Below are 26,155 nucleotides of genomic sequence, written 5' to 3'. Positions count from 1 at the left end.
TATGTCCGTTTTTTCGGGTACCGCAAGGCCCGCTACGCAGCCTCCAACAGTCCCTCGGCAGCCCAGACGGCCCCTGTTCGCCGTTTGGACCAGAGGCCGGTCCGCGGGTTCCGTCAGAGCCGGTCGGCCCTTCAGGCCCCGCTTCTCGGTCTCACACCTCTGGCCGCAGCATCGGCGGGTTGAGGAGCGTGGCCCCGCCGGCGCGGAAGAGCTGGGCGGGGCGGCCGCCCTGGCGGGTGGTCGTACCGCCGGTGGGCACGAGGAAGCCGGGCGTGCCCGTGACCTTGCGGTGGAAGTTGCGCGGGTCGAGCGCGACACCCCACACCGCCTCGTAGACGCGACGCAGCTCGCCGACAGTGAACTCGGGCGGGCAGAACGCGGTGGCCAGCGACGAGTACTCGATCTTGGAACGGGCTCGCTCCACGCCGTCCGCCAAAATCTGCGCATGGTCGAAGGCGAGCGGTGCGACGGGTTCGCCGTCCCGGCCGTAACCGCCCTGCTGCAGCAGTTCCTCGACGGGCGCCCAGCGTGCGTTGCTCGCGTCGCCTCCCGCGCGCGGAGCGGGCAGATCGGGGGCGAGGGCGAGGTGGGCGACGCTGACCACGCGCATCCGGGGATCGCGCTTGGGATCGCCGTACGTCGCGAGCTGTTCCAGGTGTGCCCCGTTGTCCTGGACGGGAACGGCCGGGTCGTGCGCGCGCAGTCCTGTCTCCTCCGCCAATTCGCGCGCCGCTGCCTGTGCCAGATCCTCGTCGGCCCGTACGAAACCGCCGGGAAGCGCCCAGCGTCCCTGGAACGGCGGCTCCCCCCGGCGCACCGTCATCGCGCACAGAGCATGGCGGCGCACGGTCAGCACGACAAGGTCCACGGTGACGGCGAAGGGCGGGAAGGCTGACGGGTCGTAGGGCATGCGGCGATCATAGTCGTCTGCTTGACGATAAACACTCCTTTCGTCGGCCGCACCGGCGGCCGGTCCGCTTCGGTCCGGTCGGGGTTCAGACTTGGCTCCGGTCGTCTTTCTTTGCCGTGTCGTACGAGGTCACGCCCCGAGTTGCAGGCCGTCGGCCGCCTCCTCGACCATGGCGAGGCCGAGTCGGCTGACCCGCACGGAGAAGGGGGCACCTGCCACGCGCAAACCGGTCAGGCTGATCTCTCCGAGGGGCGCGCTGCGCATCGGGCGCAGCGTGACCGTCCCGGCCGGGGCGTCGGGGCGGATCCCTGCCAGGGTGGTCAGCAGCAGGACACCGGCAGCCGCTGCGGTCGCCGACGGGCGGCAGGCCGCCGGATGCGGGAGTGGCGCGGCCCCTTCCGTGCGCTGCTCGCCCGCGTACATCTCGGGGAGCCGGTGACCGAACGTCTCGGCTGCCGCCATGACGCCTCGCAGCAGCGAACCGGCCTCCTTCTCGTAGCCCGCAGCGGCCAGACCGGCGACGGCGACGGCCGTCTCGTGGACCCGTACGGCACCGGCGCGGTGGCCGAACGGGTTGTATCCCACTTCCTTCTCGCCCACTCCGCGCAGGCCCCAGCCTGAGTCCATGGCCGGGCTCCCGAAAAGCCTGGCGAGCTGTTCGGTCTGCACCCGGTCGAGCAGCCCTGGTGCCGGCTCGCCCCCACCCAGCAGGCCGGTGTCGAGCAGATGGACGGCTGTGGCGCCAAGCTGCGGAACGAGACGCCCGTCCGGGGCACGGGCGATCGCCGGCCGGCCGCCGCCACGGTCCTCGACCCAGAAGTCCTGGCGGAACGCCGTACGCAGTTCTCGTGCCCACTGGCGCAGCTCCGTGCCGCCCGGCCTGCCGCACGCGTCGAGCAGTTCGGCGCCGAGCACCGCCGCGCGATGGGCATGGGCCTGTGTCTCGCAACGGACGGGCCCGCCGGGCTGCGGGTCGCACAGGTATGTACCGTCGCCCACGGTCGTCCGCAGCCAGGTCAGGCACCGCTCGGCCACTGGTAGCAGTTCCTCCGTCTCCGGCTGGGGAAGCCCCCACCTTCGGGCCTCCGCGAGGAGGGCCGGGAAGAGCAGAGTGGCCTCCGTGCCCGTGCAACCGGGCGGCAGATGCACCCCCGCGTCCCGCCTCGGTCCCGGGATCATGCCGAACCGCGGTCCGCCCGCGCCCGGGAGTTGGGTACGGGCCAAAGTGCGCAAGGTGCCGGCCGCAAGCCTGGTACCGAGCGGCAGCGTCATCCTGGCCGCGGCGAGTGCCTCGACCGGTGCCATCCCGCAGCGCCAGGGTGCTCCTGCCGCCAGGTGCGTGTCGGTGGGGTGCGCCGGATCGCGCAGCAGCAGGGCCTGGAGGTCCTCGATGCCGGTGTGCAGCAGGGCCGGCACTCCGGGGTGGTCGCCGGACGCCCGTGCGGTAGCCAGCGGGCTCGTCGCGGCACGTCCCGCGGCCCTGACGGGTCCGGCACCGTCGGGCCGTACGCGCAGTTCCAAGCTCGCCGTGCCGCCCGGGGGCAGTTGGAACTCCCAGCGCAGCAGACCTGCTGAGGCCAGGGCATCGGCGGGCGGCGGATCGGCCGTGACCGATGCGCTCGCGCCGGCGCAGGACCAGCGCAGGCCGGAGTCGTGGACGCTGGCGGACAGCTCGGGTCCCGCCCGTCCCGACGCGATCGCCCCCAGGTCGGCCAGATCCGTACCGAGGGCCACCTCCACCGGCAGGCGGAGCGGGCGGGTGGCCGCGCTGTGGAGAGTGATGCGTTCCGTGCCGTCCGCGTGACGCGTGCGCTCAACCACGACGTCCGGGTCCGGTCCGGCGCCCGGGGAGGCGCGCAGTGTCCCCACGAAGCGTGCGCGATCTGCCGCGGTCGTCCTGGCCTGGACCGCGACCGGTTCGCGTCCGGCGACGCGAAGCTGGCAGCGGGAGAGCACGCGTCGGCCCGCGCGATAGAACCCCTCCAGGCCGTGTCCGGTCAACTGCCCCTGGTCCGAGGAGATGACGAGCCCCGGGAGCGCGACGCAGATGAGCGTTGCGTGGGCCGGGGGCAGGTCGGCCGAGCGGCGAGGCGGCAGGGGCGAGGTGGGATTCGGGGGTGAGGGCGGGGGCGACGAGGGCGAGTGCAGGTGGTCCTGTTGAGTGGGCACGATCGAGCGATCCGGACGGGAGATGGTTCGGTGCGGCCTGCGCTGCTGCGTCGTCGACGGAGCGGGGCGTGGTGGCTGGGCCGTCGGCAGCGGCGGGTTCGGCTCCGTGGGCGCAGACGACCGGCGTTGCGGACCCGTGCCTGAGACGGGCCGGGGGTTGTCCTGTGCCAGCGACGGAGACGGATACCGGCGGGGATCCACACCCGGCCGCTGCCTCTCCTGTCCCCTGGATTCGGTCGAGTCCGGCACCTGCGGCGGTGGGCTCGCGGCTCTGCTCCAGGGCGGCGCGGAACTGCCGAGAATAGAGCTGTCGTCGGTGGCTGAGGGCGGAGTCGGCTGATGCAAGGGGCGGCTTCCTCTGCGCTCTGTGCGCCTGGGTCGTGGTCGGCGCCGGGTGCGGGGCTCCTGGGGGACAAGGGCGGTACGGCGGCACCCCTACAGGTGTTCCGCCACTCAGGTGAACGGGCCGGACCTCCTCGGGGTCACGCCCGCGACGAGGGAAGCCGACCGAATGGCGGCGAGGGCGAAGGCTGGGGATCTCTTGTCGCCCGAGCAGGAGCCGAACGCCATCTCGGTGCCTCACCCGGAGTCGCTCAGCCCAGTCGTGCCGGAGGTTGCCCTGGGCGGGCTTGCCCGCCACCCGGCGGCGGAGGGCGGGCCACAGCCGCGCGTATCCCTCACGCAGTCGGCCTGCCAGACCACGGAGTCGCCCGACGACTTCGCGGCGGTCGTTCATCCCTCCCCCTCGGTGGCGTCGTCTCCCGCCTGCGCGGCTGTGGGACGGGTACTGCGGCGGCGCGTGCTGTCCTGGCCCGTGAAGCGTCGGCACGCGTTCTCCTGCCCCGACGGCCGTCGACGCGTACCGCCGGTCCCGGGAGCGCCAGGACGGGTAGCACCAGTGGGACGTGTGCGGGTGTGCGGCTCGTCCTCGTCCCTCCCCGTCAGTCGTCCTCCCGCACCGGCGGAATAAGAGCGGCCGTCGGAGCCACCGCCCGCCCGGGTCCGTCGACGGCGACGGGGAGCTCCCGCGGGCGAAACCGCCGTGCCGGGTCCGCCGGTACCCGACCCGTTCTGCGACACGGGAGCTTCCCCCGCTGGCCTCACCTCCTGCAGCGTCGAAGTCCCATCAGCACATGGCGCTTCTCCCTGCACCGGTGCCGCGAATTCCCGTGGCACCGAGGATTCGGTTGCCCTCTCGCAGGCGCCTCCCCCAGCCTCCGCACGCGCTCGCGCCATCCGCGCCTCGCGTTCTGCGCGCAGACAGTGGCGGATGGACTCGGGGTCCAGGCCCTCGTTGCAGGCCTGGTGCAGGAGCCGGGCGAAGAGGTAGTCGGGATCGGCGCCCAGCGCCATGGCCATGGCCTCCCGTGCCTCGATGTCGTCACCGGCCGACCAGGCGACCCAGCCGACGAGGGTGAGCGGGGCCGCAGCGTGCTCGCCGTACGACCCGACGCAGCGGCGTGCCAGAGCTCGCCAAAGACGCAACGCCGGGCCGGCTTCGTGGCCCTCCATCCACTCCGCCGCGCGGTCGCGGGTCGAGCGGTCCTGCAGGCCGAGGATCAATGTGGCCGCTTCGTCGTGTCCGAGCAGTTCGTCGTCCCGCAGGTCCCCCAGGAGGTCGCTGGAGACGGGCGGCGCTTCGGCGAACCGGGTCATCACCCGCTCGGCGAGGGCCACCGTCTCCTCCGCCACGTCCGCCCGGCTCGCCTCGTCGAGCATCCTGGGGACTTGCGCCATGCTCGCGGTGTCCAGGGCGACCTCCTGCTCCAGTGCGGCGGCGGTCTCCCAGGGCAGCAGCCTGGCCCGCAACTCGCGCAGCGTGCCGCGCACCTGCAGTCCGGCGTAGGTGGCCGCGGCAGCCAGCACGGAGGTGCCGGGCAGCCCCATCGGCACCCCGGCGGGGGGACAGCAGCCCTCGCTCGGGCAGCAGTACGACCAGAAGCGGCCGTCGGAGATGCACAGCGCCTCGATCACGGGCACGTCGAGCCGCCCGCACTCCGTGCGCAGAAGGCCGGCGAGCCGGGCCAGCCGCCTCATGACCTGCTGGCCGGTCTGGCCCTTGACCGGTTCCTGGCACAGGTAGGCGACCATCTGCTCGGGTTTGGCACCCCTGCGCTCGCTGCCCGTGATCAGGCCCCGGGCCAGCTGTCGGGCCGCCGGCTCCCAGTCGTCCTCGCTCGACGGAATGCCGAGCCGGGCACGTCCACCGAAGCGGCCGCGCCCGCCTCGGTCGTGCAGAGCGACCAGGACGATGCTGTCCTCGGGGCGGTACCCGAGCAGGTACGGCAGGGCGTCGGCGAGCTCGGCCGGTGTGCGCAAGGTGAGCTGATGGTCGCTTCCGTGGGCGTCGTACGTCACGCACTCGACGTGTTCGCCGGCCACGGCCGGGAGGCGGAGGCCGTCCGCAGCCGGGACTTCGGGCCTCTCATATCCGTCACGTCCGCCGATGTCGCCGTTCTCGGAGGATCCAGTCGTTTCGCTGTGATTCGTCATGCGCAGACGATCTCGCGGATCGACGCATTCCGCTTTCGCCTGTGGATAAGTCCGGTCAGGGTCACGCCAAACACGGTCCCCGCACGCCTGACCTCCTTGCGCACGCACATGTCCCTGCCGCCTCGGCCCGGCCTCGGAGCCCGCCTGTCAGTGCCGTCCTGTTGTATGGGACGTATGACGCACACGAGCAACGCGGAATTGCGCGCGGCAGCCGATGCGGTCCTCACCCGACTCGTCGGGGACGGCACCGGGTCGGCCCGACTGCGCGAGGACCAGTGGCGGGCGATCGAGGCATTGGTGGCTGACAAGCGCCGGGCCCTCGTCGTGCAGCGCACGGGCTGGGGCAAGTCCGCGGTGTACTTCGTGGCGACCGCCCTGCTGCGCGAGCGCGGTGCGGGGCCGACCGTGATCGTCTCTCCGCTGCTCGCTCTCATGCGCAACCAGGTCGGCGCCGCCGCCCGCGCCGGCATCCAGGCCCGGACCATCAACTCCTCCAACACGGAGGAGTGGGAGACCATCCAGGCCGAGGTCACCGCGGGCACGGTCGACGTGCTGCTGGTAAGTCCGGAGCGACTCAACAACCCGGACTTCCGCGACAACGTCCTGCCCGAGCTGGCCGCCGCCACCGGGCTCCTCGTCGTCGACGAGGCACACTGCATCTCCGACTGGGGCCACGATTTCCGCCCCGACTACCGGCGGCTTCGCACCATGCTCGCCGACCTCCCGTCCGGCGTTCCGGTGCTCGCCACCACGGCCACCGCCAACGCACGGGTCACCGCGGACGTGGCCGAACAGCTGGGCACGGGCACGGGCTCGGACGCCTTGGTGCTGCGCGGCCCGCTGGACCGCGAGAGCCTCAGCCTGGGTGTGCTCCAGCTGCCCGACGCGGCCCACCGGCTGGCGTGGCTCGCCGATCACCTGGCTGACCTGCCGGGTTCCGGGATCATCTACACCCTCACGGTCGCCGCGGCCGAAGAGGTCACCGCCTTTCTGCGGCAGTGCGGTCACACGGTCGCCTCCTACACGGGCAAGACGGAGAACGCCGAGCGGCAGCAGGCCGAGGAGGCCCTGCTCGCGAACCAGGTCAAGGCGCTCGTGGCCACGTCCGCACTCGGTATGGGGTTCGACAAGCCCGACCTCGGCTTCGTCGTGCATCTCGGTTCCCCCTCTTCCCCCATCGCGTACTACCAGCAGGTCGGCCGCGCCGGGCGCGGCGTGGAGCACGCCGAGGTGCTGCTTCTGCCGGGCCGGGAGGACGAAGCGATCTGGGCCTACTTCGCCTCCGTCGCGTTTCCGCCCGAGGAGGCGGTCCGCCGCACTCTCGACGTCCTCGGGCAGGCGAACCGCCCCTTGTCCCTGCCCGCGCTCGAACCGCTCGTGGAGCTGAACCGCACCCGCCTGGAGACCATGCTCAAGGTTCTCGACGTGGACGGCGCCGTCCACCGCGTCAAGGGCGGCTGGACCGCCACCGGCATCCCTTGGTCGTACGACACCGAACGCTATGCCTGGGTTGCCAAGCAACGCTCCACCGAGCAACAGGCCATGCGCGACTACGCCACCACGAGCGGCTGCCGCATGGAGTTCCTGAGGCAGCAGCTGGACGACGAGGAGGCGGCCCCTTGCGGTCGCTGCGACAACTGCGTCGGCCCCCGTTTCACGGCTGACGTCTCCCCGACCGCACTGGACACCGCGGGCGGCTCCCTCACGCGCGCGGGGGTCGTGGTCGACCCCCGCAAGATGTGGCCGACCGGCCTCCCTGCCATTGGCGTCAACCTCAAGGGCCGTATCCCGTCCGGAGAACAAGCCACCCCGGGCCGGGCATTGGGCCGGCTCTCCGACATCGGCTGGGGCAACCGGCTCCGCCCCATGCTCGCGCCCCACGCCCCGGACGCCCCCGCTCCCGACGACGTGATGAAGGCCGTCGTGACGGTACTGGCCGACTGGGCCAAGGCACCGGACGGCTGGGCGTCGGGCAAGCCGGACGCGCCGCCCCGTCCCACCGGCGTGGTCACCATGCCCTCGCGCACGAGGCCGCAGCTGGTCCGGTCTCTCGGAAACAGAATCTCCGAGGTCGGCCGACTGCCCCTCCTGGGGTCCCTGGCGTACACGGACCATACGGCCGACCTTTCCTTGCCCCGCTCCAACAGTGCCCAACGACTGCGCGCCCTCGAGGGAGCACTCGTCGTGCCTCCACCGCTGCGGGAGGCGCTTGATGCCGCGCACGGCCCTGTGTTGCTCGTGGACGACGTGACAGAGACCGGCTGGACCCTCGCGGTCGCCGCCCGTCTACTCCTGAGGTCCGGTGCGCAAGGGGTGTTGCCACTGGTCCTGGCGGTACGCGGCTGAGCACGCGTCAGACATCGGAGAGCCCCGTGGCGGCGTACGGATGTGTCGTGCTCGAACGTCCCGTGCGTCGTCTTTCGGAACACCGGGTAGGGATATAAGACGCTAACCTCTCGAAAAGGTCCTGTAGGCCCAATTGCTCGTTGCCGCAACCAAGTTCGACAGGAAGAATTGAAGTCCGCTCCCCGCACGGCTCGTCCGTGACCAGGTAGGGCTCTGCTGCGGTGTGCGCTCCCCCGAATCCGACCCCGCCCGCAGTGTGGGCGCGTAGCCGAAGGGAGGACCGTGACCTTCGGATTCGCTCCGTCCTCCGCGGCGTCGACATCGTCGCCTGCCGACCTGTCCGCCGCATCCACCAATCCTCTGGCCCGCATGCTCGAACCCGCGGAGTGGGCCGCTGCCGGGATCCCCCTGCTGCGCAATCCCCGCGAGGTCGTCAGCGGGTTGCACACACGGCATCTCCCCAAGCCGGCGACCGCGATCGTCGCGGTCCTCGACGCCGACGAGCGGCTTCGGGCGAGCGCCTCGTTCACCCGCCGTCCGGCACCGGCTGACGGCTGGATGTCCCGCAACGTGCTGCTGGCCCAGCTGCGCCGGGTGATTCCGCACGACCTGCGTCGCCGCACACCGGTGCGCACCGCCGTGCTGCTCTACTGCCGTGAAGGGGACGCGCGTTGGACCGAGGAGGACGGCGCGTGGATGTGGGGACTGCGTGACGCCTGCACCCTTCACGGGCTGCGCTGCGGGGCGTACATCACGCTGACCCGGGACGGCTGGCAGGTCCTCGGCGAGGGTCGGGGCGGACGCCGCCCGAACGCGGACTCGGCACCGGAGCCCTTCGCCACATCCGAGGCGCCGCCTCCGCTGCCGCGCACAGGCGGCGCCGTCTCGGAGGTACTGCGCCGCGCGGCGGCTCGCTGACACCGGCCGAGCGTCTACTCGGCCGGGTGCTCATGCCGTACGCGTACGGCCTGGTGGGGCACCCGCCGCACGCCGCCGAGCCCGTACGACAGCTCGAAGCACCGGCACGGCGAACAGCAACGACCGCGTGGCTGACAGCCACGGCACGCACGCGCCCCGCAGTGCGCAGGGCAAGGCAGAGCGCTGACCGTACGGATGCCGGCACGACAAAGCAGCCGCCGTGCAGGTGCCGCCTGGGCGGCACCTCCATCACCCCCGGCGTCCCGCCGGGCGTACGGAAAGCCGCTCAGACGTCAGTGCCCAGAACCGAGTTGAGCTGCTGCGGGTTACCGCAGACGACCAACAGGGCACCGGCCCGCGCGTGAGCGAGCGGCAGGGCGTCGGCGGCTGCCGAGTCGGGACCGCCGTTGACGGCGACCACGACCACGGGGCGCGATGCGGCGCGGGAAGCCACGGCGGCGTCCGTGTAGAAGACGTCGTCGGCCGCGTCGTGCTGCGCCCAGTAGGAGGCTTCACCGAAGGACAGTTCATGGACGGCCCACGGGTGCTGTTCGCCGGTGGTGATCACCAGCACGTCACCGGGGGCGCGACCCGAGTCCAGCAGTAGGTCGACGGCTTCCTCGGCAGCATCGAGCGCACCCTCGGCGGAGGCCGGGATGAGCTGGATCTGCGGAGTCACCGCGGCCGGAGCAGCGGCGACAGGGGCGGCGGGGCCCGGCGCTCCGGGCTTGGCCACGGCAGCGTCGCGCGGTGTGTGTTGCACCGGCGGCGTGGGCCGCAGCGGGCCGGGCCGACCGGGGCGCGGGTGAGCCGCGGGTCGGGGGCCGGGTACGGGACGAGGGGTCGGCGCGGTACGGCCACTGGCCGGAGTGGCGCGGGGACCCTGGGCACTCTCGTGAATCTGAGGCTCCTCGGGAATGAGAGGCATGAGCTGATATTTATCAAACGTTGGTACGGCTCGCGTCGGCGGGTGGCACATGAGTACGAGCGGATCCGTCAGAAATCGAAGCCGAGCTGACCCTCGATCCTTGGAACGCTTCCCTCCACCCAGCTGCGGGCCTTCTTGAGGTGCCGCCACTGGGGCAGCGCATCAAGATACGCCCACGACAACCGGTGGTACGGGGTCGGGCCCCGCTCCTCCAGTGCGGCCTTGTGCACGGGCGAGGGATACCCGGCGTTGGCCGCAAAATCGAAGTCTGCATGGTCGATACCCAGTTCGGCCATCATTTTGTCGCGCTGAACCTTGGCGATCACAGAGGCCGCCGCGACAGCCACGCACGACTGGTCACCCTTGATCACCGTGCGGACCTTCCAGGGCGTGCCGAGATAGTCGTGCTTCCCGTCGAGGATCACCGCGTCGGGACGGACCGGCAGGGCATCCAGCGCGCGCACCGCCGCGAGTCGCAGAGCGGCCGTCATACCCATCTGGTCGATCTCCTCCGGAGAGGCGTGACCCAGGGCGTAGGACGTGACCCACTTCTCCAGCTCCAGGGCGAGCCCCGTGCGCCTCTTGACGCTGAGCAGCTTGGAGTCGGTGAGGCCTTCGGGGGGCCGGCGCAATCCGGTGATCGCCGCGCAGACGGTGACGGGACCGGCCCACGCGCCGCGCCCCACCTCGTCGACACCGGCAATGACCTTCGCTCCGGTCGTGGCGCGCAGGGAGCGCTCGACGGTGTGAGTAGGCGGTTCGTACGGCATGGCGCCCTTAGCGTACGCCGCCGGGATCACTCTCCGACACCCCGGTTTCGCTGAACGCCTTCACCGGCTCACGAGACCCCGGTCACCCACTGCCGGCCGCAGCAGCGGGAGCATCAACTGGTCGATCATTTCTTCCAGATCCCGATCGCTCCATTCGCTCGCGCACACCTTGGATCGGTACATCATCATGGCCGGAATGGCATCGAAAACGAAGCCGTTCATCGCATCGGCCCGCACCTCCTCCCGCTCCACCCCACGCGCAATGATCTCGCGCAGCAGTCGGAGGGTCGGCTCCACGACCCCCCCGAAGATCACGCCATGAAAGCGTTCCGCTTGCGCAGGATCGCATTCGTGAATCACTGCACGGAGCGCGAAGCCGGGCCGCGAGAACATCGCGTCGCGCGCCCGCCGACACAGGGTGAGCAGGTCCTCGCGCACGCTGCCCAGATCGGGTGCCTCCTCGACAGCTGGAAGTCCGGCCTGGAGTGCGTCCGCGACGAGGTCCTCCTTCGACGGCCAACGGCGATAGACCGCGGCCTTCCCGGTCTGAGCGCCGGCTGCAACGCCCTCCATCGTGAGGCCTTTCCAGCCGACCGTACTGAGTTGATCCAGGGCGGCATCGAGGATCGCGCGTTCCAGTACGGGACCGCGCCGGCGAAGGGAGACCGGCTGAGCGGGGGCGGCCGTCCAGCGCGAGGTAACCATCTGAGCTTCTCCAACAGGCGGGGGAAGTGGGGATTCCGGGAGCGGGGACAGCGCCGCGCGGCGACAGTGGGGGACGTGCCACACGACGACATATTGAGTGAACGGTTGCGTTCACTACTCAGGGCTCACTACCGTTGACGCGACAGTGAACGCGACCGTTCACTAAGGCACTTGTGGGGGACCCATAGTGACAACCTCTCAGTTGACTCAGGACCAGAAACCAGGTGCGGCCCGCCGGGAGGGACATCCCGGTATCGCACTCACCGTCATCGCGGCCTGCCAACTCATGGTGGTACTCGACGCGACGATTGTGAACATCGCGCTCCCGCACATTCAAGACGCGCTCAAGTTCAGTACGACCGACCTCACCTGGGTCGTCAGCTCCTACACGCTGACCTTCGGCGGTCTGCTGCTCCTCGGCGGCCGGGCCGGCGACATCCTCGGCCGCCGCCGGGTCTTCATGACCGGGATCCTGCTCTTCACCTTCGCCTCGCTGCTCGGCGGCCTTGCCCAGGAGCCCTGGCAGTTGCTGGCCGCACGTGTACTGCAGGGAGTGGGAGGCGCGATCGCGTCGCCCACGTCGCTGGCGCTCATCACCACGACGTTCCCCGAAGGGCCGGAACGGAACAGGGCCTTCGGTGTCTTCGCCGCGGTCTCCGCGGGCGGCGGTGCCATCGGTCTGCTCGCGGGAGGCATGCTCACGGAGTGGCTCGACTGGCGTTGGGTGCTCTTCGTGAACGTCCCGATCGGCGTGCTGATAGCCGTGCTCACCCCGCTCTACATCAGCGAGTCGGAGCGGCACACCGGGCGCTTCGACGTCTCGGGCGCCCTGACCTCCACGGCGGGCATGGCTCTGCTCGTCTACGGCTTCATCCGGGCGGCTGACGAGGGGTGGCGGGACAGCCTGTCCATAGGTTCCTTCGGTGCCGCCGTGGTCCTGCTGGTGGCCTTCGCCGTCATCGAATCCCGGGCGAAAGAACCGATCACGCCGCTCAGGATGTTCACGGACCGCAATCGCTCTGGCACGTACGTGATCATGCTGAGCCTCGCCGCGGCGATGTTCGGCATGTTCTTCTACATCGTGCTCTTCGTGCAGAACGTGCTGGGGTACAGCCCGATCCAGGCTGGTCTCGCCTTCCTGCCGGTGACGGTCGTGATCGCGCTCGGGGCGGGACTGTCCCAGCGGTTTCTGCCGGTACTCGGGCCCAAACCGTTCATGATCGTGGGCTCCGCGCTCGCGGCGATCGGGCTGGGCTGGCAGGCCCTGATCAGCTCCGGCAGCTCTTACGTCGGTGGCGTCCTCGGGCCGATGCTGGTGTTCGGCTTCGGTATGGGTCTGAACTTCGTGACGCTGACGCTCACCGCAGTCTCCGGTGTCGCCCAGCACGAGGCGGGCGCGGCGTCCGGACTGCTCAACGCCACGCAGCAGGTGGGCGGCTCGCTCGGCCTGTCCATCCTGACCACGGTGTTCGGCTCGGCGAGCAAGAGCGAGACGGAGAAGCAACTGCCGAAGTTCCTCGCCGAAGGCTCGGCGGAGCAGAAAGCTGACTTCAGTCAAACGCACCAGCTGCCTGCCCCATGGGGACACGAGGTGCTCGCCCAGGGCATCTCGACGGGCTTCATCGCGGCAACAGCCATGGCCGTGGTCGCGCTGGTCACCGCCTGGTTGGTGATCAAGGTCCGTAAGAGCGATCTGGATTCCCTCGCCGGCACGGCGGGTCCGGGTATCGGCTGAGCCGACCGGTCGCGTGCGAAGCTGCGGATGGCCGGTCCCAGTCCGTGAGACCGACGGCGAGGACCACGGTCCGGCCATTCGCCCGCAGAACGCGCGAGCCACCGAGCCCGACATGCCCAGCGCGCCAAGCATGGCCAGAACGCCCAGAACGCCCCGCAGCGTCACCGACCCCGTTACGAACTGCATGATCACCCCCTGCGGCCGCCCTATCACGTGTCTACGTTCCGCCCACGCACCACACAGCGGATGCCATAAGAACGCCGCAGCGGTCACGCACAGTTCCCGACGACCACAGAGAGTTTCAGCGAGTTCATCGGCCCATGCTCCCGACGGACGGTCGAGCGGGAAGAGCCACAGGCGGCGGGCCCCGTCAGTCGACGGTGGGAACCCAGTCGGGCGGTGCCTCTGTCTGTGCAGCCCACGCGGCCGGCGGCGCTCCCGCTTTACCGGAGGACACCACCCCGCCCACGATGGCGCAGGTCGTGTCCACGTCGCCGCCGACCTGCGCGGTCGTCCAGAACGCCTGCTCGTAGTCCCCCAGGCCTCGGGCGGCCGACCAGAGCGCGAAGGGCACGGTGTCGTGGGCCGTCGTACGCCGCCCGCAGCCGAGCACGGCCGCGACGGTGCCGACATCGGCGTAGTCCAGCATGTCCCGGGCGCGTCGCAGGCCCGCGCCGACAGCGCTCTTCGGAACGAGTGCCACGACTCCGTCGAGGAGCGCCTCGGGGCTGGGCGGACCGCCGGGAGCGGCAGCCAGGGCGGCGGCCGCGGCGACGGCCATGGCGCCGACGACGGCCTCACGGTGCTGGTGCGTCGGGTACGAGGAAATCTCCGCCTGGTGGGTCGCCTGCTCCGGGTCGTCCGCGTACCAGGCACCCAGGGGTGCGATCCGCATCGCGGCACCGTTGCCCCAGGACCCCTGACCGTTGAAGAGCGCCGAGGCGAGTTCCCGCCAGTCACCGCCCTCCCGGACCAGCCGCAGCAGACGGTTGACCGCCGGACCGTAGCCGCGGTCGAAGTCGTGGTGCTCGGCGAAGGAGTGGGCCAGGGCGTCCTGGTCGATGCGGTGGTGGGCGGCCAGGACGGCGACCACGGAGCAGGCCATCTCCGTATCGTCCGTCCACTGCCAGGGGCCCGGCGGCAGCTCGCGGTCCTTGAGCAACGGGTAGTTCACCGGCACGAAGAACTGCGAGCCCAGCGCGTCCCCCACGGCCAGTCCGCGCAGGCTGGCCAGGGCACGCTCCAGGCGCCCGTCGGGAGAGGAGTTAGCAGTCATCGCCCTGCCACTCTAATTCGTTGCTGACGGATCCAGCACCACCCACCACGCATGTGGTCTTGCTGGGCCCGTTCGAACACTGGGGCCGTGACATCTGTTGCCACTCCGGCTGATGGAAGCCTCCGGATAGACCGGTGCACGGCCCTGGTGTTTGTAGTGGTGGCGGTGGTGTGGGCGTCGAGCGGATGTCTTCACGCGACTTGGTCGGAACGAGACCTCCCCAGAGAGCGACGGCGCTCGGCGTCTTCACGACCGCCACCGCATCAGACGTTGGCGGGCCCGTGGACTGTTGCTGGATGCCTCGTCAGGACCGGGCAGCAGAATGCCTCTTCGAAGATCGGCAGCACCTATGACCACGGGCTCGTCAACACCGTCGGCTTGATCACTCGTTGGAGTTGGTGGTGCGAGCCCTCCACACGGTGACCTCTTGAAGCTCTCGAGCCAGTTCGAGCTCCCGAGTAGACCGAGGCCCGTGAGGTGAGCTGGTGCCACGAACACGGCTGATGAGGTGTCGGACCAGCTCTGGTGGCTGAGTCCTGGAATTAGGTCGCTGCGTGGCCCGCATGCGCTCGTGACCAGCGCAATCACCCGCGCCATGGGGAGGGAACAACTTGATCTACTGCGGAATCGACTGGGCCGAGCGCCATCATGACGTCGCTCTGGTCGACGACACCGGCGAACTGCTCGCCAAGCGCCGCATCACCGACGGCGTTGCCGGCTATCAGCTGCTGATGGACCTGCTTGCCGAGTACGGCGACACGGAAGACGCCCCGATCCCGATCGCGATCGAGACCTCTCGCGGTCTGCTGGTCGCCGTTCTGCGGACCGGCAAGCGACAGGTCTTCGCGATCAACCCGATGGCCGCAGCCCGCTACCGGGACCGCCACTCCGTCTCCCGCAAGAAGTCCGACCCCGGCGACGCCCTGGTCCTGGCGAACATCCTGCGCACCGACATGCATGCTCACCGGCCCCTGCCGCAGGACAGCGACCTGGCCCGCGCCATCGCCGTCCTGGCCCGAGCTCAGCAGGATGCCACCTGGAACCGGCAGCAGAACTCCAACCAGCTCCGGTCCCTGCTGCGCGAGTACTACCCATCCGCCCTGGACGCCTTCGCCACCTGGCAGAACGGCCTCTGTCGACCTGAAGCACGCGAACTGCTCAGGCTCGCCCCCACGCCCTCGCAGGCCGCGCGGCTGAGCCGCACGCAGATCCAGGCCGCGCTGAAGCGAGCCGGCCGCAAGCGGGGCATCGAGGCCGAGGCGGACCGGCTCCGCGAGGTCTTCCGCGCCGAGTGGGCCCACCAGCCGCCGCTGGTCGAGGACGCGCTCGGCAAGCAGATGCTCGCCCTCCTGATCCAGCTGGAGGCCGCCTGCACGGCCGCCGACGACCTCGCAAAGGCGGTGGAGGAGGCTTTCCCTCAGCACCCGGACGCTGAAGTCATCCTCAGCTTCCCCGGCCTCGGCGTCCAGCTCGGCGCCCGGGTGCTGGCCGAGATCGGCGACGACCGAAGCCGCTTCGCCGACGCCCGCGGCCTGAAGGCTTACGCCGGCGCCTCACCGATCACCAGAGCCTCCGGGAAGAAATCGAGCATCACCCGGCGAAGGGTGAAGAATGACCGGCTCAACCACGCCGGCTATCTCTGGGCCTTCGCAGCCCCCAACGGATCACCCGGAGCCAAGGCCCACTACCGGCGCCGACGCGACGTCCACGGAGACTGGCACGCGGCCGCCCTGCGCAACCTCTTCAACCGGATGCCCGGCCAGCTCTACTGCTGCCTCCAGGAGCACACGCTCTTCGATGAACTGGTCGCCTTTCCGGCCCCAGCGCTGGAGGCAGAGAAGGCCGCAGCGTGATCTCCCACCGTCGAGACCTGCTCTGTCAGTACCAGGTGACATGCTCTGCCACCATGAACAAGGAGCAGTTCTGGGAGCTCATCGCGGCGGCCCGTGACCGGGTGATCGCCCCGCACGACGGCGAAGCGGTCGCTCGCGAGGCGACCTCGCTGCTGGCCGACCGGCCGGTCGAGGAGATCGTCGCCGCTGAGCAGGTGCTGTGGGACCTGATGGTTGAGTCTTACACCAACCCTCTGTGGGCCGCTGCCTACATCGCCAACGGTGGATGCTCTGACGACGGCTTCGACTACTTCCGCGGCTGGCTGATCGCTCAGGGGCGTGAGGTCTTCGAGCGCGCAGTCGCTGACCCTGATGCCCTCGCGGAACTGTCCATCGTTCAAGCTGCCGCGGCCGACGGCGTCGACCTAGAGGGTGAGGACATGCTGGGCATCGCCTGGAACGCGCACATCACGGCGACCGGCGATCAGCTTCCCGCCGGCGCACCCACCATCCGCTATCCGGAGCTGGATGCTGCCTGGGCCTTCGACTTCGACGACTCGGACGAGATGGCTCGCCGCCTGCCGCGTCTGGCTGCTCTCTACCTGGAGTGAGACGCCCCACGAGCGATCGCTGTTCGAACACCGGAGCCGACACCTTGACGAGTTAGCACCATGAGGTGTCTATCCGGTGATCCCGTACGGCTCAGGATCCCGCCAGTGTTCGAAGGGCCGGTCCATCGCGTACTTGCCGTCGTCCCCGAGAACGAGCATCCGCATCTCTGCGTTCCCGGGATTCGACAGCGACTCGAACTCCGCGACCGTCCAGTGGAACCAGCGCATGCAGAACAGCCGCATGGCAAGGCCGTGGGTGACCAGCAGCACGTTCGGCGGGTGGTCGGGGGCCTCGAAACTGCGGTACAAGCTTTCCAGGAAGCCGCCGACCCGGTCGTACACGTCGGCGCCGGACTCGCCCTGGGCGAAGCGGTAGAAGAAGTGGCCGTAGGCGTCCCGGTACGCCTTCTGGAGGCGGACGTCGTCGCGGTCCTGCCAGTTCCCCCAGTCCTGCTCGCGCAGCCGCGGCTCTTCGCGCACACGTATGAGGTCGGGGTCGAGATGGAAGGCCCGCAGCGTCTCGTGCGTACGCCGGTACGGGGAGACGTACACGCTGACGCGTTCGCGGCCGAAGACCTCGCGCAGCCGTTTCCCGGTCTCCTCTGCCTGCTGCCAGCCCTGCTCGGTCAGAGCAAGGGCGTGGTCGGGTTCACGCTCGTAGACGGTGTCATCAACATTGCCCGTTGACTCGCCGTGCCGGACAAGGACGATGCGCCGTGGTCGTGCCATGCCAAAACCCTAGATCGGGTGAGGCTCCATAGAGCACTCGTACGGCCTCCATACGGCGTAGGTCACACACTTTCCGCACCAACGGCCACTGCAAGACGCACGAGTAACAGGTCCGGACGTCACACCGTCCAGGTCGGTTCGAGCTGCACGATGTCGCCCGTCAGGGATGCGACGTCCGCTTCCGTCTGGGCCCGCAGCGCAAGGCGCTCCACTCTCTCGGTTCGGTATTTGCCGTGTTCAGCGGCCGACAGCCACATCGACAGCACCAGGAACTCGTTCCCCGGCGCCTCGCCGAACAGCCCACGGATCATCCCGGGAGAACCGGCCATCGCGGGGTTCCAGACCTTCTCCTGCATCAGCGTGAAGTGCTCGGCGCGCTCCTCGTGGACACGGCAGTGGGCGACCCGTACCAGGTCCGCGTCCGAGAACCGCGGTTGGAAGCCGGTCTTCACGTCGAAGCGGTAGTCGAACAGCTTGGCCTGGCTGTCCTTGAAGGTGCCCGACTGGGCCGCCGCCAGCCGGTCGTGTGACCGGGCCATGAAGGAGTCGTAGAAGGCACGGCTCTCCCAGAAGGCGAAGATGTGCGCCACGCCTTGCCGTCCCCGGCTCCATCCCCCACCCTGCCCCCGAAACCCCGGCTCTCCCAGAAGCCCCGCCCACTTTCGCTGCCCCCGCTCGAAACCGCGACGGTCCACCACGGTGCAGCGAATCCACTTGACCAGCACCGCGCCATCGTAAGGCCACGGAGCGTGGCGTAGGTCACTCTCGGACGGAGAGCTCGCCCGTAAAGGCACGGAGTCGCGTGGCAGGATGGACAACCTGCCTTGCCGGCCCGGCAGTTCGGGCGGCGCCACAGGGGGAAGGGGAAGCCTGGTGAACGGCCTCAAGAAGGGCATCCGCAAGGTCGAGATCGCCGTCAAGTGGGACCCGAGTCCGGCGGGCCGGCCACCCAGCGATCTGGACGTCGTCGCCGCCACGTACTTGGCGAGCGATCCGTACGGGGATCCCGCCTATGTCGTGCACTTCGACAGCCGCTCACCCGACGGGACCATCTACCTCAACCGCGACAGCAAGGACGGCAAGGGCTTCGGCTGGGACGAGGTCATGACGCTGGAGTTGGACCGGCTGGATGCCCGCTACGTGCGCGTGGTGGTCGGCGTCGTCATCCAACAGCGCTCCGACCACACGACCTTCGTCAACGTGCTCAACCCGGCGCTCCGCATTCGTGAGGGATACACCGTCCTGACCGAGGACAACTTCGGCGACGTCCTGGGGGCGACGGCAACGACAGTCGCGGAGTTCGTGCGCGAGGGGTCCGGCACCTGGACCTTCCAGCCCGGCGTCCACGGCTTCGAGGACGACCCGGCGACGTTCACGGCGACCATGGGCCGAGCGCGCCGACCCTGACCCTCGAACCCCGAACGAGGAGCGATCTCAGGACGGCAAGTCCGGGTGTCTTGCTCGCTGGGGGACGCAAGACCCGTCAAAGACGCCGAGGGCGGTGGCGCCGAGAACCGGCGCCACCGCCCTGACAGTGGCTTCACACCCTGAGGGTGCCGACGATCAGCTGCACCCGCTGGTCGAGCCGCAGCCCTCGCAGATGTAGCAGGAACCCGCCCGCTGCATCTTCGTACCGCAGGAGAAGCACAGCGGGGCGTCTGCCTGGATGCCCATCTGCATCTCCACCAGTTCGGCGCTGGTGTGGGCCTGCTGCGGGGCGGGCTTGACCGCCTCAACCTCGGCCTTCGGCGTGGCGACGGCCTTCAGCTCCTGGGCGCGCGGCGCCGACTGGGCCAGGCCCTCGACGTCGACCTCGTCGTCGGACGGCTCGTACGAACCCGTCTCCAGGTGACGCTGGCGCTCCTCGGCGGAGTGAATGCCGAGGGCGGAGCGCGTCTCGAAGGGCAGGAAGTCGAGCGCCAGGCGGCGGAAGATGTAGTCGACGATCGACTGCGCCATCCGCACGTCCGGGTCGTCCGTCATGCCGGCCGGCTCGAAGCGCATGTTCGTGAACTTCGAAACGTACGTCTCCAGCGGCACGCCGTACTGAAGGCCGACGGAGACGGCGATCGAGAAGGCGTCCATCATGCCCGCGAGGGTCGAACCCTGCTTCGACATCTTCAGGAAGACCTCGCCCAGGCCGTCGTCCGGGTAGGAGTTGGCCGTCATGTAGCCCTCGGCGCCGCCGACCGTGAAGGACGTCGTGATACCGGGACGGCCCTTGGGGAGGCGCTTGCGGACCGGGCGGTACTCGACGATCTTCTCGACCGTCTCGCGGATGGTCGCTTCCACCTTCTCCGTGACCTCGGCCTTTTCCTTCTCCTTGGTCTTGGCGGAGAGGGGCTGGCCGACCTTGCAGTTGTCGCGGTAGATGGCGAGCGCCTTGACGCCCATCTTCCAGGCCTCGAAGTAGACCTCTTCGACGTCCTCGACGGTCGCCGTTTCCGGCAGGTTGACCGTCTTGGACAGCGCGCCGGAGATCCACGGCTGGATGGCGGCCATCATGCGGACGTGACCCATCGCGGAGATGGAGCGCTCGCCCATGGCGCAGTCGAACACCTCGTAGTGCTCGGACTTGAGGCCCGGTGCGTCGATCACATTGCCGTGGTCGGCGATGTGGGCGACGATCGCCTCGATCTGCTCCTCCTGGTAGCCCAGGCGGCGCAGGGCCTGCGGGACGGTGCCGTTGACGATCTGCATCGAGCCGCCGCCGACCAGCTTCTTGAACTTGACCAGGGCGAGGTCGGGCTCGAGGCCGGTGGTGTCGCAGGACATCGCGAGACCGATGGTGCCGGTCGGGGCGATGACGGACGCCTGGGAGTTACGGAAACCGTTCTTCTCACCGAGGCGCAGCACGTCCTGCCAGGCCTCCGTGGCGGCGGCCCAGATCGGCGAGTCCAGGTCGTCCACCCGGACGGCCACGGTGTTGGCGTCCGAGTGCTGCTTCATGACGCGCAGGTGCGGCTGGGCGTTACGGGCGTAGCCGTCGTACGGGCCGACGACCGCGGCGAGTTCGGCAGAGCGCTTGTACGACGTGCCGGTCATCAGAGAGGTGATGGAGCCGGCGAGAGCCCGGCCGCCGTCGGAGTCGTACGCGTGGCCGGTCGCCATCAGCAGGGCGCCGAGGTTGGCGTAGCCGATGCCGAGCTGGCGGAACGCGCGTGTGTTCTCGCCGATCTTCTGGGTCGGGAAGTCCGCGAAGCAGATGGAGATGTCCATCGCGGTGATGACGAGCTCGACGACCTTGGCGAAACGCTCGACCTCGAAGGACTGGTGGCCAAGGCCGTCGTCCTTGAGGAACTTCATCAGGTTCAGCGAGGCGAGGTTGCAGGACGTGTTGTCCAGGTGCATGTACTCGCTGCACGGGTTCGAGCCGTTGATACGGCCCGACTCCGGGCACGTGTGCCAGGCGTTGATGGTGTCGTCGTACTGGATGCCGGGGTCGGCACACGCCCAGGCCGCCTCGGCCATCTTGCGGAAGAGCGACTTGGCGTCCACCTCTTCGATGACCTCGCCGGTCATCCGCGCGCGGAGGCCGAACTTGCCGCCCTGCTCGACCGCCTTCATGAACTCGTCGTTCACTCGGACCGAGTTGTTGGCGTTCTGGTACTGCACCGACGTGATGTCGTCGCCGCCCAGGTCCATGTCGAAGCCCGCGTCACGCAGGGCGCGGATCTTCTCCTCTTCCTTGACCTTGGTCTCGATGAAGCCCTCGATGTCGGGGTGGTCGACGTCGAGGATGACCATCTTGGCGGCACGCCGGGTGGCGCCACCGGACTTGATCGTTCCTGCGGAGGCGTCGGCGCCGCGCATGAAGGAGACGGGCCCCGAGGCGTTGCCGCCGGAGGACAGCAGTTCCTTGGAGGAGCGGATACGCGAGAGGTTCAGGCCGGCACCGGAGCCGCCCTTGAAGATCATGCCCTCTTCCTTGTACCAGTCGAGGATCGACTCCATGGAGTCGTCGACGGACAGGATGAAGCAGGCGGAGACCTGCTGGGGCTGGGGCGTACCGACGTTGAACCAGACGGGGCTGTTGAAGCTGAAGATCTGGTGCAGAAGGGCGTACGCCAGCTCGTGCTCGAAGATCTCCGCGTCAGCGGGCGAGGCGAAGTACTTGTAGTCCTCGCCGGCCTTCCGGTACGTCTTCACGATGCGGTCGATGAGCTGCTTGAGGCTCACCTCGCGCTGCGGGGTGCCGACAGCACCGCGGAAGTACTTGCTGGTGACGATGTTGACCGCGTTCACCGACCAGAAGTCGGGGAACTCGACGCCACGCTGCTCGAAGTTGACCGAGCCGTCGCGCCAGTTGGTCATGACGACGTCACGACGCTCCCAGGCCACCTCGTCGTACGGATGCACGCCGGGGGTGGTGTGGATGCGCTCGATACGCAGCCCCTTGGTCGCCTTGGTGCCCTTGGCGCGGGAACTCCGTGCCGGACCGCTCGCCGTCTCTGTCATGCCGCCTCCCTGTACAGGCAAAAACGCCCTGAAATGCCACGATGTTCCCGTGGCACTGTGTTGTGTCTGGTGTCGCGGGCACCCACTCGCATACCGCCCGCAACAAGTCGTCGTCCGACGCCGCCCGGCCGAACCCGGGGTCTTGGCCCGGTTCCGGCCCGCCGGTCAGTCGGCGGCGTGGGCGGGTTCGGGGACCTGAGCAGTCCCGCCGGACCCGCGGTCGTCTTCCTGGCTCCCCGTGACAGCCCCTTCGCGGTCCTCGTCGTCCGCGGTGGGTGGTCCCGTCTGCTGCCTGAGTTCCGCGATCGCGGCCTCGAAGTCCTCGAGCGAGTCGAATGCCCGGTAGACGGAGGCGAATCGCAGATAGGCGACGAGATCGAGTTCCTGCAACGGGCCGAGTATGGCCAGCCCCACGTCGTGGGTGGTCAGCTCGGCGCTTCCGGTGGCCCGCACCGCCTCCTCGACCCGCTGGCCGAGCTGGGCGAGTGCGTCCTCCGTGACAGGCCGTCCCTGACATGCCTTGCGCACGCCATTGATGACCTTGGTACGACTGAAAGGCTCGGTGACTCCGGACCGCTTCACCACCATGAGCGAGCACGTCTCCACGGTCGTGAAACGACGGGAGCAGTCAGGGCACTGGCGGCGCCTGCGGATCGACGTACCGTCGTCGGTCGTTCGACTGTCGACGACACGGCTGTCGGGGTGCCTGCAGAAGGGGCAGTGCATGAATTCCCAACCCTCCTCAACAGCAGACTCAATAGCCCCAAGAGACCTCTCAGGCCTCTTGGGCCCCTTGAAGCAGCCTCAAGCATAGGCGATCGCCGAGGGCTCAAAGACCCGGGGGACCACAACTTCTGGGCCGCTGCTGCAATCCAACCACTACATGTGGGGATTGGCCCATACATACACGCCGTACACGTGTGTCGCGGGCGTATTGGCATGTGCCCCACGTCCGTACCGCCACACCGACACACAGTCCGCACGGCCGTACCGCTGTGACACATGCGGAGATACCGTGGGCGCCACGGGGAGGGCGCGTGGGATTCCCGCACAGATGGGGGCCGGTCCCCGGCTGCCGGGAAGGCTGATGGCAGACTGGGCCGGCACTCACGAGCTCGCCGTCCCGGCGGTGAAGAGTACAACAATGGGCGCTTTTGTCTGCCAGGCGTCGCGTCATCCATACACCCAGGCATGTGATCGAGTCAGGTTATTCACGGTTTTTCACTCGAACGTGTGTTTGGCGCAACCTTTCGAAAGCAACTACCGTTGTCCAGCAGGGAGACCATCGAGAGGGGCCGACGTGACCACCACCGCAGACAGTGCCATCATCACTGCCCAGGACCGCTCCCAGGGCCGACTCGAGCCGGTGCATGCGATGAACGAAGCCATGAATCCCGAGGCGCACAAGCGCTCCTTGCCGGGCCGACCTCCGGGCATCCGGGCGGACAGCTCCGGGCTCACCGACCGGCAGCGGCGGGTGATCGAGGTCATCCGGGACTCAGTGCAGCGGCGTGGCTACCCGCCGTCGATGCGGGAGATCGGCCAGGCGGTCGGCCTGTCCAGCACGTCGTCCGTCGCGCACCAGCTCATGGCGCTGGAGCGCAAGGGCTTCCTGCGCCGTGACCCACACCGCCCGCGCGCGTACGAGGTGCGCGGTTCCGACCAGACCTCATCGGCGCAGCCCACGGACACCGCGGGAAAGCCCGCCGCGTCGTACGTCCCGCTGGTCGGCCGCATCGCCGCAGGTGGCCCGATCCTCGCGGAGGAGTCCGTCGAGGACGTGTTCCCTCTCCCCCGCCAGCTGGTCGGCGACGGTGAGCTGTTCGTCCTCAAGGTCGTCGGCGACTCCATGATCGAAGCCGCGATCTGCGACGGCGACTGGGTCACGGTCCGCCGTCAGCCTGTCGCCGAGAACGGCGACATCGTCGCCGCGATGCTCGACGGCGAGGCGACCGTCAAGCGCTTCAAGCGCGAGGACGGCCATGTCTGGCTCCTCCCGCACAACTCCGCGTACGAGCCGATTCCCGGCGACGACGCGACCATCCTGGGCAAGGTGGTGGCAGTGCTGCGGCGCGTGTGACGGCTGCGGCGGCGGCTCGTATCGGCCGCCCCCTGTGACCGGGCCCCGGGACCTCTGCGCCGGTTCCGGGGCCCTGTGCTGTGCGATCCCCGGCGACAAGGGGGATTCGAATCGGGGGTGGGGGCTTGTCCCAGCGCTGGGACAAGCCCCCACCCCCGATCACTCAGCCTCAGTTTCGATTTCGGCCTCCGCTTTCGCCTCAGCTTCAGATGCCGCTTGCGGTTCCGCCTTCTTCGCCGCCGCATCGATCGCGGCCAGCGACCGGCGGACCTGCTCACGGTCCGTGGTGTACCAGAAGTCGGGCAGTGAAGCCTTCAAGTAACTTCCGTACCGCGCCGTCGCAAGGCGCTGGTCCAGTACGGCGACCACACCACGGTCCCCTGAAGCCCGTACGAGGCGACCGGCGCCCTGGGCCATGAGAAGGGCCGCGTGGGTGGCGGCGACCGCCATGAAACCGTTGCCGCCCGCTTCCTCCACTGCCTTCTGGCGGGCGCTCATCAACGGGTCATCCGGCCTCGGGAACGGGATCTTGTCCATCACGACCAGCTGGCAGCTGGGGCCGGGGACGTCGACGCCCTGCCAGAGCGAGAGCGTGCCGAAGAGACACGTCTGGGGATCGGCGGCGAAGTTCTTGATCAGTTCGCCGAGCGTCTCCTCGCCTTGGAGGAGGATGGGGAACTCGGGGATACGGGAGCGAAGCTCCTCCGCTGCCAGCTGGGCTGCCCTCATCGAGGAGAACAGGCCCAGGGTGCGCCCGCCGGCCGACCGGATCAGCTCGGTGAGTTCGTCGAGCATGTCTGATCGGTCGCCGTCCCGCGCGGGGCGCGCCAGGTGTTTGGCGACGTACAGGATGCCCTGCTTGGGGTAGTCGAAGGGCGAGCCGACATCGACGCCCTTCCACTGGGGAACGTCCTCGCCCTCCGTGCCCTCGGGGGCGAGGCCCAGGGAGGCACCGACACCGTTGAAGTCGCCGCCCAGCTTCAGGGTCGCCGAGGTCAGGACCACCGAGCGATCCGCGAAGAGCTTCTCCCGGAGCAGGCCCGAGACCGACATGGGGGCGACGCGCAGAGAGGCGCCGAAGCGGTCATGGCGCTCATACCAGACGACGTCCCATTCGGAGCCGTTCGTGATCCGCTCCGCCACGTCGTGCACGCTCTCCACCGAGGCCAGCGCCTGCTTGCGGACCGCGTCCTCGTCCTGGATCGACTTGTCACGGGTCGCACCGATGCCGGAGATCACGGTGCGACAGGCGTCGCGCAAGGCCATCAGTGCGTAGCCGAGATCCTCCGGAACCTCCTCCAGGCGGCCGGGGAGAGCGAGTTCCATCAACCGTTCGAAGCCCTCGGCAGCGGTCTGGAGCTGGTCGGCTGCCTTCTCGTTGACCAGCTTGGCCGCGCGGCGGACCGCACGGTTCACCTGCCCGGGGGTGAGCTCACCGGTGGCCACCCCGGTGACCCGGGAGACCAGCTCGTGCGCCTCGTCGACGATCAGCACCTCGTGCTGTGGGAGAACCGGGGCGCCCTCGATGGCGTCGATGGCGAGCAGCGCGTGGTTGGTGACGACGACCTCGGACAGCTTGGCGCGCTCGCGGGCCATCTCGGCGAAGCACTCCGCCCCGTACGCGCACTTCGAGGCACCCAGGCACTCCCGGGACGAGACGGAGATCTGGGCCCAGGCACGGTCGGAGACGCCGGGGGTGAGGTCGTCGCGGTCACCGGTCTCCGTGTCGCCCGCCCAGTCACGCATGCGCAGCAGATCCTGGCCGAGCTTGCTGGTGGGCGCGGCCGCCTCGAACTGATCGAAGAGGCCCTCTTCCTCGTCCTGAGGGACGCCCTCGTGGAGCCGGTGCAGACACAGATAGTTCGACCTGCCCTTGAGCATCGCGAACTCCGGGCGGCGGCGCAGCAGTGGGTGCAGTGCGTCGACGGTGCGCGGCAGGTCCCGCTCCACGAGCTGACGCTGCAGGGCGAGGGTGGCGGTCGCGACGACAACACGCTCCCCGTGTGCGAGCGCGGGCACGAGATAGCCCAGCGACTTTCCGGTGCCGGTGCCGGCCTGCACCAGAAGATGGGAGCCGTCGTCGATCGCGTGCGCGACAGCTTCGGCCATGGTCACCTGGCCTGGGCGCTCCGTGCCGCCGACCGCAGTGACGGCAGCATGCAGGAGTTCGGGGAGTGAGGGCTTCGTCATAGCGC

General features: G+C 69.2%; 19 protein-coding genes. 7 read left to right on the top strand and 12 right to left on the bottom strand.

The genetic code is table 11. The features are described from left to right. Window positions 1–151: 151 nt before the first annotated feature. The 3 genes from KUM49_RS15265 to KUM49_RS15255 all read right to left on the bottom strand — a co-directional run bounded on the left by KUM49_RS15265 (window position 152) and on the right by KUM49_RS15255 (window position 5,572). Window positions 152–910, bottom strand: a complete 759-nt coding sequence (locus KUM49_RS15265) for an NUDIX domain-containing protein (protein ID WP_217237379.1) — start codon at window positions 908–910, stop codon at window positions 152–154. Between the two features lie 129 nt (window positions 911–1,039). Continuing rightward, entirely contained in the window at window positions 1,040–3,007 is a 1,968-nt protein-coding gene (locus tag KUM49_RS15260; protein ID WP_254401298.1) for a glycogen debranching N-terminal domain-containing protein, read from the bottom strand. A gap of 804 nt (window positions 3,008–3,811) precedes the next feature. Then, a complete protein-coding gene (locus KUM49_RS15255; RefSeq protein WP_217237378.1) occupies window positions 3,812–5,572 on the bottom strand; it encodes a DUF4192 domain-containing protein in 1,761 nt (586 codons plus the stop codon). A gap of 174 nt (window positions 5,573–5,746) precedes the next feature. Here KUM49_RS15255 and KUM49_RS15250 point away from each other — a divergent pair, with 174 nt between their 5' ends. Together KUM49_RS15250 and KUM49_RS15245 are read left to right on the top strand one after the other, a co-directional pair. Continuing rightward, window positions 5,747–7,918, top strand: a complete 2,172-nt coding sequence (locus KUM49_RS15250) for a RecQ family ATP-dependent DNA helicase (RefSeq protein WP_217237377.1) — start codon at window positions 5,747–5,749, stop codon at window positions 7,916–7,918. 282 nt (window positions 7,919–8,200) lie between these two features. Next, window positions 8,201–8,836: a hypothetical protein gene (locus KUM49_RS15245; RefSeq protein WP_217237376.1), complete on the top strand. Its 636-nt coding sequence runs from the start codon at window positions 8,201–8,203 to the stop codon at window positions 8,834–8,836. 286 nt (window positions 8,837–9,122) lie between these two features. Here the strand turns inward: KUM49_RS15245 and KUM49_RS15240 are convergent, their stop codons facing one another. The 3 genes from KUM49_RS15240 to KUM49_RS15230 form a co-directional block, all read right to left on the bottom strand. Beyond that, on the bottom strand, window positions 9,123–9,764 hold the full coding sequence (locus KUM49_RS15240) for a hypothetical protein (protein ID WP_217237375.1): 642 nt from the start codon (window positions 9,762–9,764) through the stop codon (window positions 9,123–9,125). Between the two features lie 68 nt (window positions 9,765–9,832). Then, entirely contained in the window at window positions 9,833–10,534 is a 702-nt protein-coding gene (locus tag KUM49_RS15235) for a ribonuclease HII (RefSeq protein ID WP_217237374.1), read from the bottom strand. 60 nt (window positions 10,535–10,594) lie between these two features. Then, the gene (locus KUM49_RS15230) at window positions 10,595–11,239 is read right to left on the bottom strand and encodes a TetR/AcrR family transcriptional regulator (protein WP_217237373.1); all 645 of its coding nucleotides are present in this window, start codon (window positions 11,237–11,239) and stop codon (window positions 10,595–10,597) included. A gap of 187 nt (window positions 11,240–11,426) precedes the next feature. Between KUM49_RS15230 and KUM49_RS15225 the strand changes: the two genes are divergently transcribed. Next, on the top strand, window positions 11,427–12,974 hold the full coding sequence (locus KUM49_RS15225; protein WP_217237372.1) for an MFS transporter: 1,548 nt from the start codon (window positions 11,427–11,429) through the stop codon (window positions 12,972–12,974). A 370-nt stretch (window positions 12,975–13,344) separates the two neighbouring features. Here KUM49_RS15225 and KUM49_RS15220 read toward each other — a convergent pair whose 3' ends face one another. Then, window positions 13,345–14,250, bottom strand: coding sequence for an ADP-ribosylglycohydrolase family protein (locus KUM49_RS15220; protein WP_217237371.1), 906 nt, complete (start codon window positions 14,248–14,250; stop codon window positions 13,345–13,347). A gap of 611 nt (window positions 14,251–14,861) precedes the next feature. Between KUM49_RS15220 and KUM49_RS15215 the strand changes: the two genes are divergently transcribed. After that, window positions 14,862–16,103 carry an IS110 family transposase gene (locus KUM49_RS15215; RefSeq protein ID WP_217237370.1) on the top strand — a complete coding sequence of 414 codons (1,242 nt, stop codon included), beginning with the start codon at window positions 14,862–14,864 and terminating at the stop codon, window positions 16,101–16,103. Window positions 16,104–16,156: 53 nt separating this feature from the next. Next, complete coding sequence (locus KUM49_RS15210; RefSeq protein ID WP_217237369.1) at window positions 16,157–16,693, top strand: DUF4240 domain-containing protein; 537 nt, start codon at window positions 16,157–16,159, stop codon at window positions 16,691–16,693. Between the two features lie 69 nt (window positions 16,694–16,762). On the opposite strand, the gene KUM49_RS15205 is transcribed toward KUM49_RS15210, so the two are convergent. Then, entirely contained in the window at window positions 16,763–17,422 is a 660-nt protein-coding gene (locus KUM49_RS15205) for a histidine phosphatase family protein (RefSeq protein ID WP_217237368.1), read from the bottom strand. 119 nt (window positions 17,423–17,541) lie between these two features. After that, window positions 17,542–18,147 (bottom strand): YdbC family protein, encoded by a 606-nt coding sequence (locus KUM49_RS15200; protein WP_217237367.1) that lies wholly within the window; start codon window positions 18,145–18,147, stop codon window positions 17,542–17,544. 148 nt (window positions 18,148–18,295) lie between these two features. Here KUM49_RS15200 and KUM49_RS15195 point away from each other — a divergent pair, with 148 nt between their 5' ends. Further along, window positions 18,296–18,829: a TerD family protein gene (locus KUM49_RS15195; RefSeq protein WP_217237366.1), complete on the top strand. Its 534-nt coding sequence runs from the start codon at window positions 18,296–18,298 to the stop codon at window positions 18,827–18,829. A 156-nt stretch (window positions 18,830–18,985) separates the two neighbouring features. On the opposite strand, the gene KUM49_RS15190 is transcribed toward KUM49_RS15195, so the two are convergent. Further along, on the bottom strand, window positions 18,986–21,880 hold the full coding sequence (locus tag KUM49_RS15190) for a vitamin B12-dependent ribonucleotide reductase (RefSeq protein WP_217237365.1): 2,895 nt from the start codon (window positions 21,878–21,880) through the stop codon (window positions 18,986–18,988). A 165-nt stretch (window positions 21,881–22,045) separates the two neighbouring features. Then, complete coding sequence (gene nrdR / locus KUM49_RS15185) at window positions 22,046–22,606, bottom strand: transcriptional regulator NrdR (protein ID WP_217237364.1); 561 nt, start codon at window positions 22,604–22,606, stop codon at window positions 22,046–22,048. A gap of 574 nt (window positions 22,607–23,180) precedes the next feature. Between nrdR and lexA the strand changes: the two genes are divergently transcribed. Continuing rightward, window positions 23,181–23,960 carry a transcriptional repressor LexA gene (gene lexA / locus KUM49_RS15180; RefSeq protein WP_217237363.1) on the top strand — a complete coding sequence of 260 codons (780 nt, stop codon included), beginning with the start codon at window positions 23,181–23,183 and terminating at the stop codon, window positions 23,958–23,960. Window positions 23,961–24,119: 159 nt separating this feature from the next. On the opposite strand, the gene KUM49_RS15175 is transcribed toward lexA, so the two are convergent. Then, window positions 24,120–26,150, bottom strand: a complete 2,031-nt coding sequence (locus tag KUM49_RS15175) for an ATP-dependent DNA helicase (RefSeq protein WP_217237362.1) — start codon at window positions 26,148–26,150, stop codon at window positions 24,120–24,122. Window positions 26,151–26,155: the final 5 nt, after the last annotated feature.

It is taken from the genome of Streptomyces sp. AC555_RSS877 (assembly GCF_019049245.1).
Classification (GTDB): Bacteria; Actinomycetota; Actinomycetes; order Streptomycetales; family Streptomycetaceae; genus Streptomyces.
Note: the sequence above shows the minus strand (reverse complement) of the source record. Positions and strands in the feature narration are given on the sequence as shown.

Bases quoted from the DNA above. Each gene is read 5' to 3' on its own strand.
- KUM49_RS15265 (WP_217237379.1), bottom strand. From the start codon at position 910: ATGCCCTACGACCCGTCAGCCTTCCCGCCCTTCGCCGTCACCGTGGAC.
- KUM49_RS15255 (WP_217237378.1), bottom strand. From the start codon at position 5,572: ATGACGAATCACAGCGAAACGACTGGATCCTCCGAGAACGGCGACATC.
- KUM49_RS15250 (WP_217237377.1), top strand. From the start codon at position 5,747: ATGACGCACACGAGCAACGCGGAATTGCGCGCGGCAGCCGATGCGGTC.
- KUM49_RS15240 (WP_217237375.1), bottom strand. From the start codon at position 9,764: ATGCCTCTCATTCCCGAGGAGCCTCAGATTCACGAGAGTGCCCAGGGT.
- KUM49_RS15235 (WP_217237374.1), bottom strand. From the start codon at position 10,534: ATGCCGTACGAACCGCCTACTCACACCGTCGAGCGCTCCCTGCGCGCC.
- KUM49_RS15230 (WP_217237373.1), bottom strand. From the start codon at position 11,239: ATGGTTACCTCGCGCTGGACGGCCGCCCCCGCTCAGCCGGTCTCCCTT.
- KUM49_RS15220 (WP_217237371.1), bottom strand. From the start codon at position 14,250: ATGACTGCTAACTCCTCTCCCGACGGGCGCCTGGAGCGTGCCCTGGCC.
- KUM49_RS15210 (WP_217237369.1), top strand. From the start codon at position 16,157: ATGAACAAGGAGCAGTTCTGGGAGCTCATCGCGGCGGCCCGTGACCGG.
- KUM49_RS15205 (WP_217237368.1), bottom strand. From the start codon at position 17,422: ATGGCACGACCACGGCGCATCGTCCTTGTCCGGCACGGCGAGTCAACG.
- KUM49_RS15190 (WP_217237365.1), bottom strand. From the start codon at position 21,880: ATGACAGAGACGGCGAGCGGTCCGGCACGGAGTTCCCGCGCCAAGGGC.
- nrdR (WP_217237364.1), bottom strand. From the start codon at position 22,606: ATGCACTGCCCCTTCTGCAGGCACCCCGACAGCCGTGTCGTCGACAGT.
- KUM49_RS15175 (WP_217237362.1), bottom strand. From the start codon at position 26,150: ATGACGAAGCCCTCACTCCCCGAACTCCTGCATGCTGCCGTCACTGCG.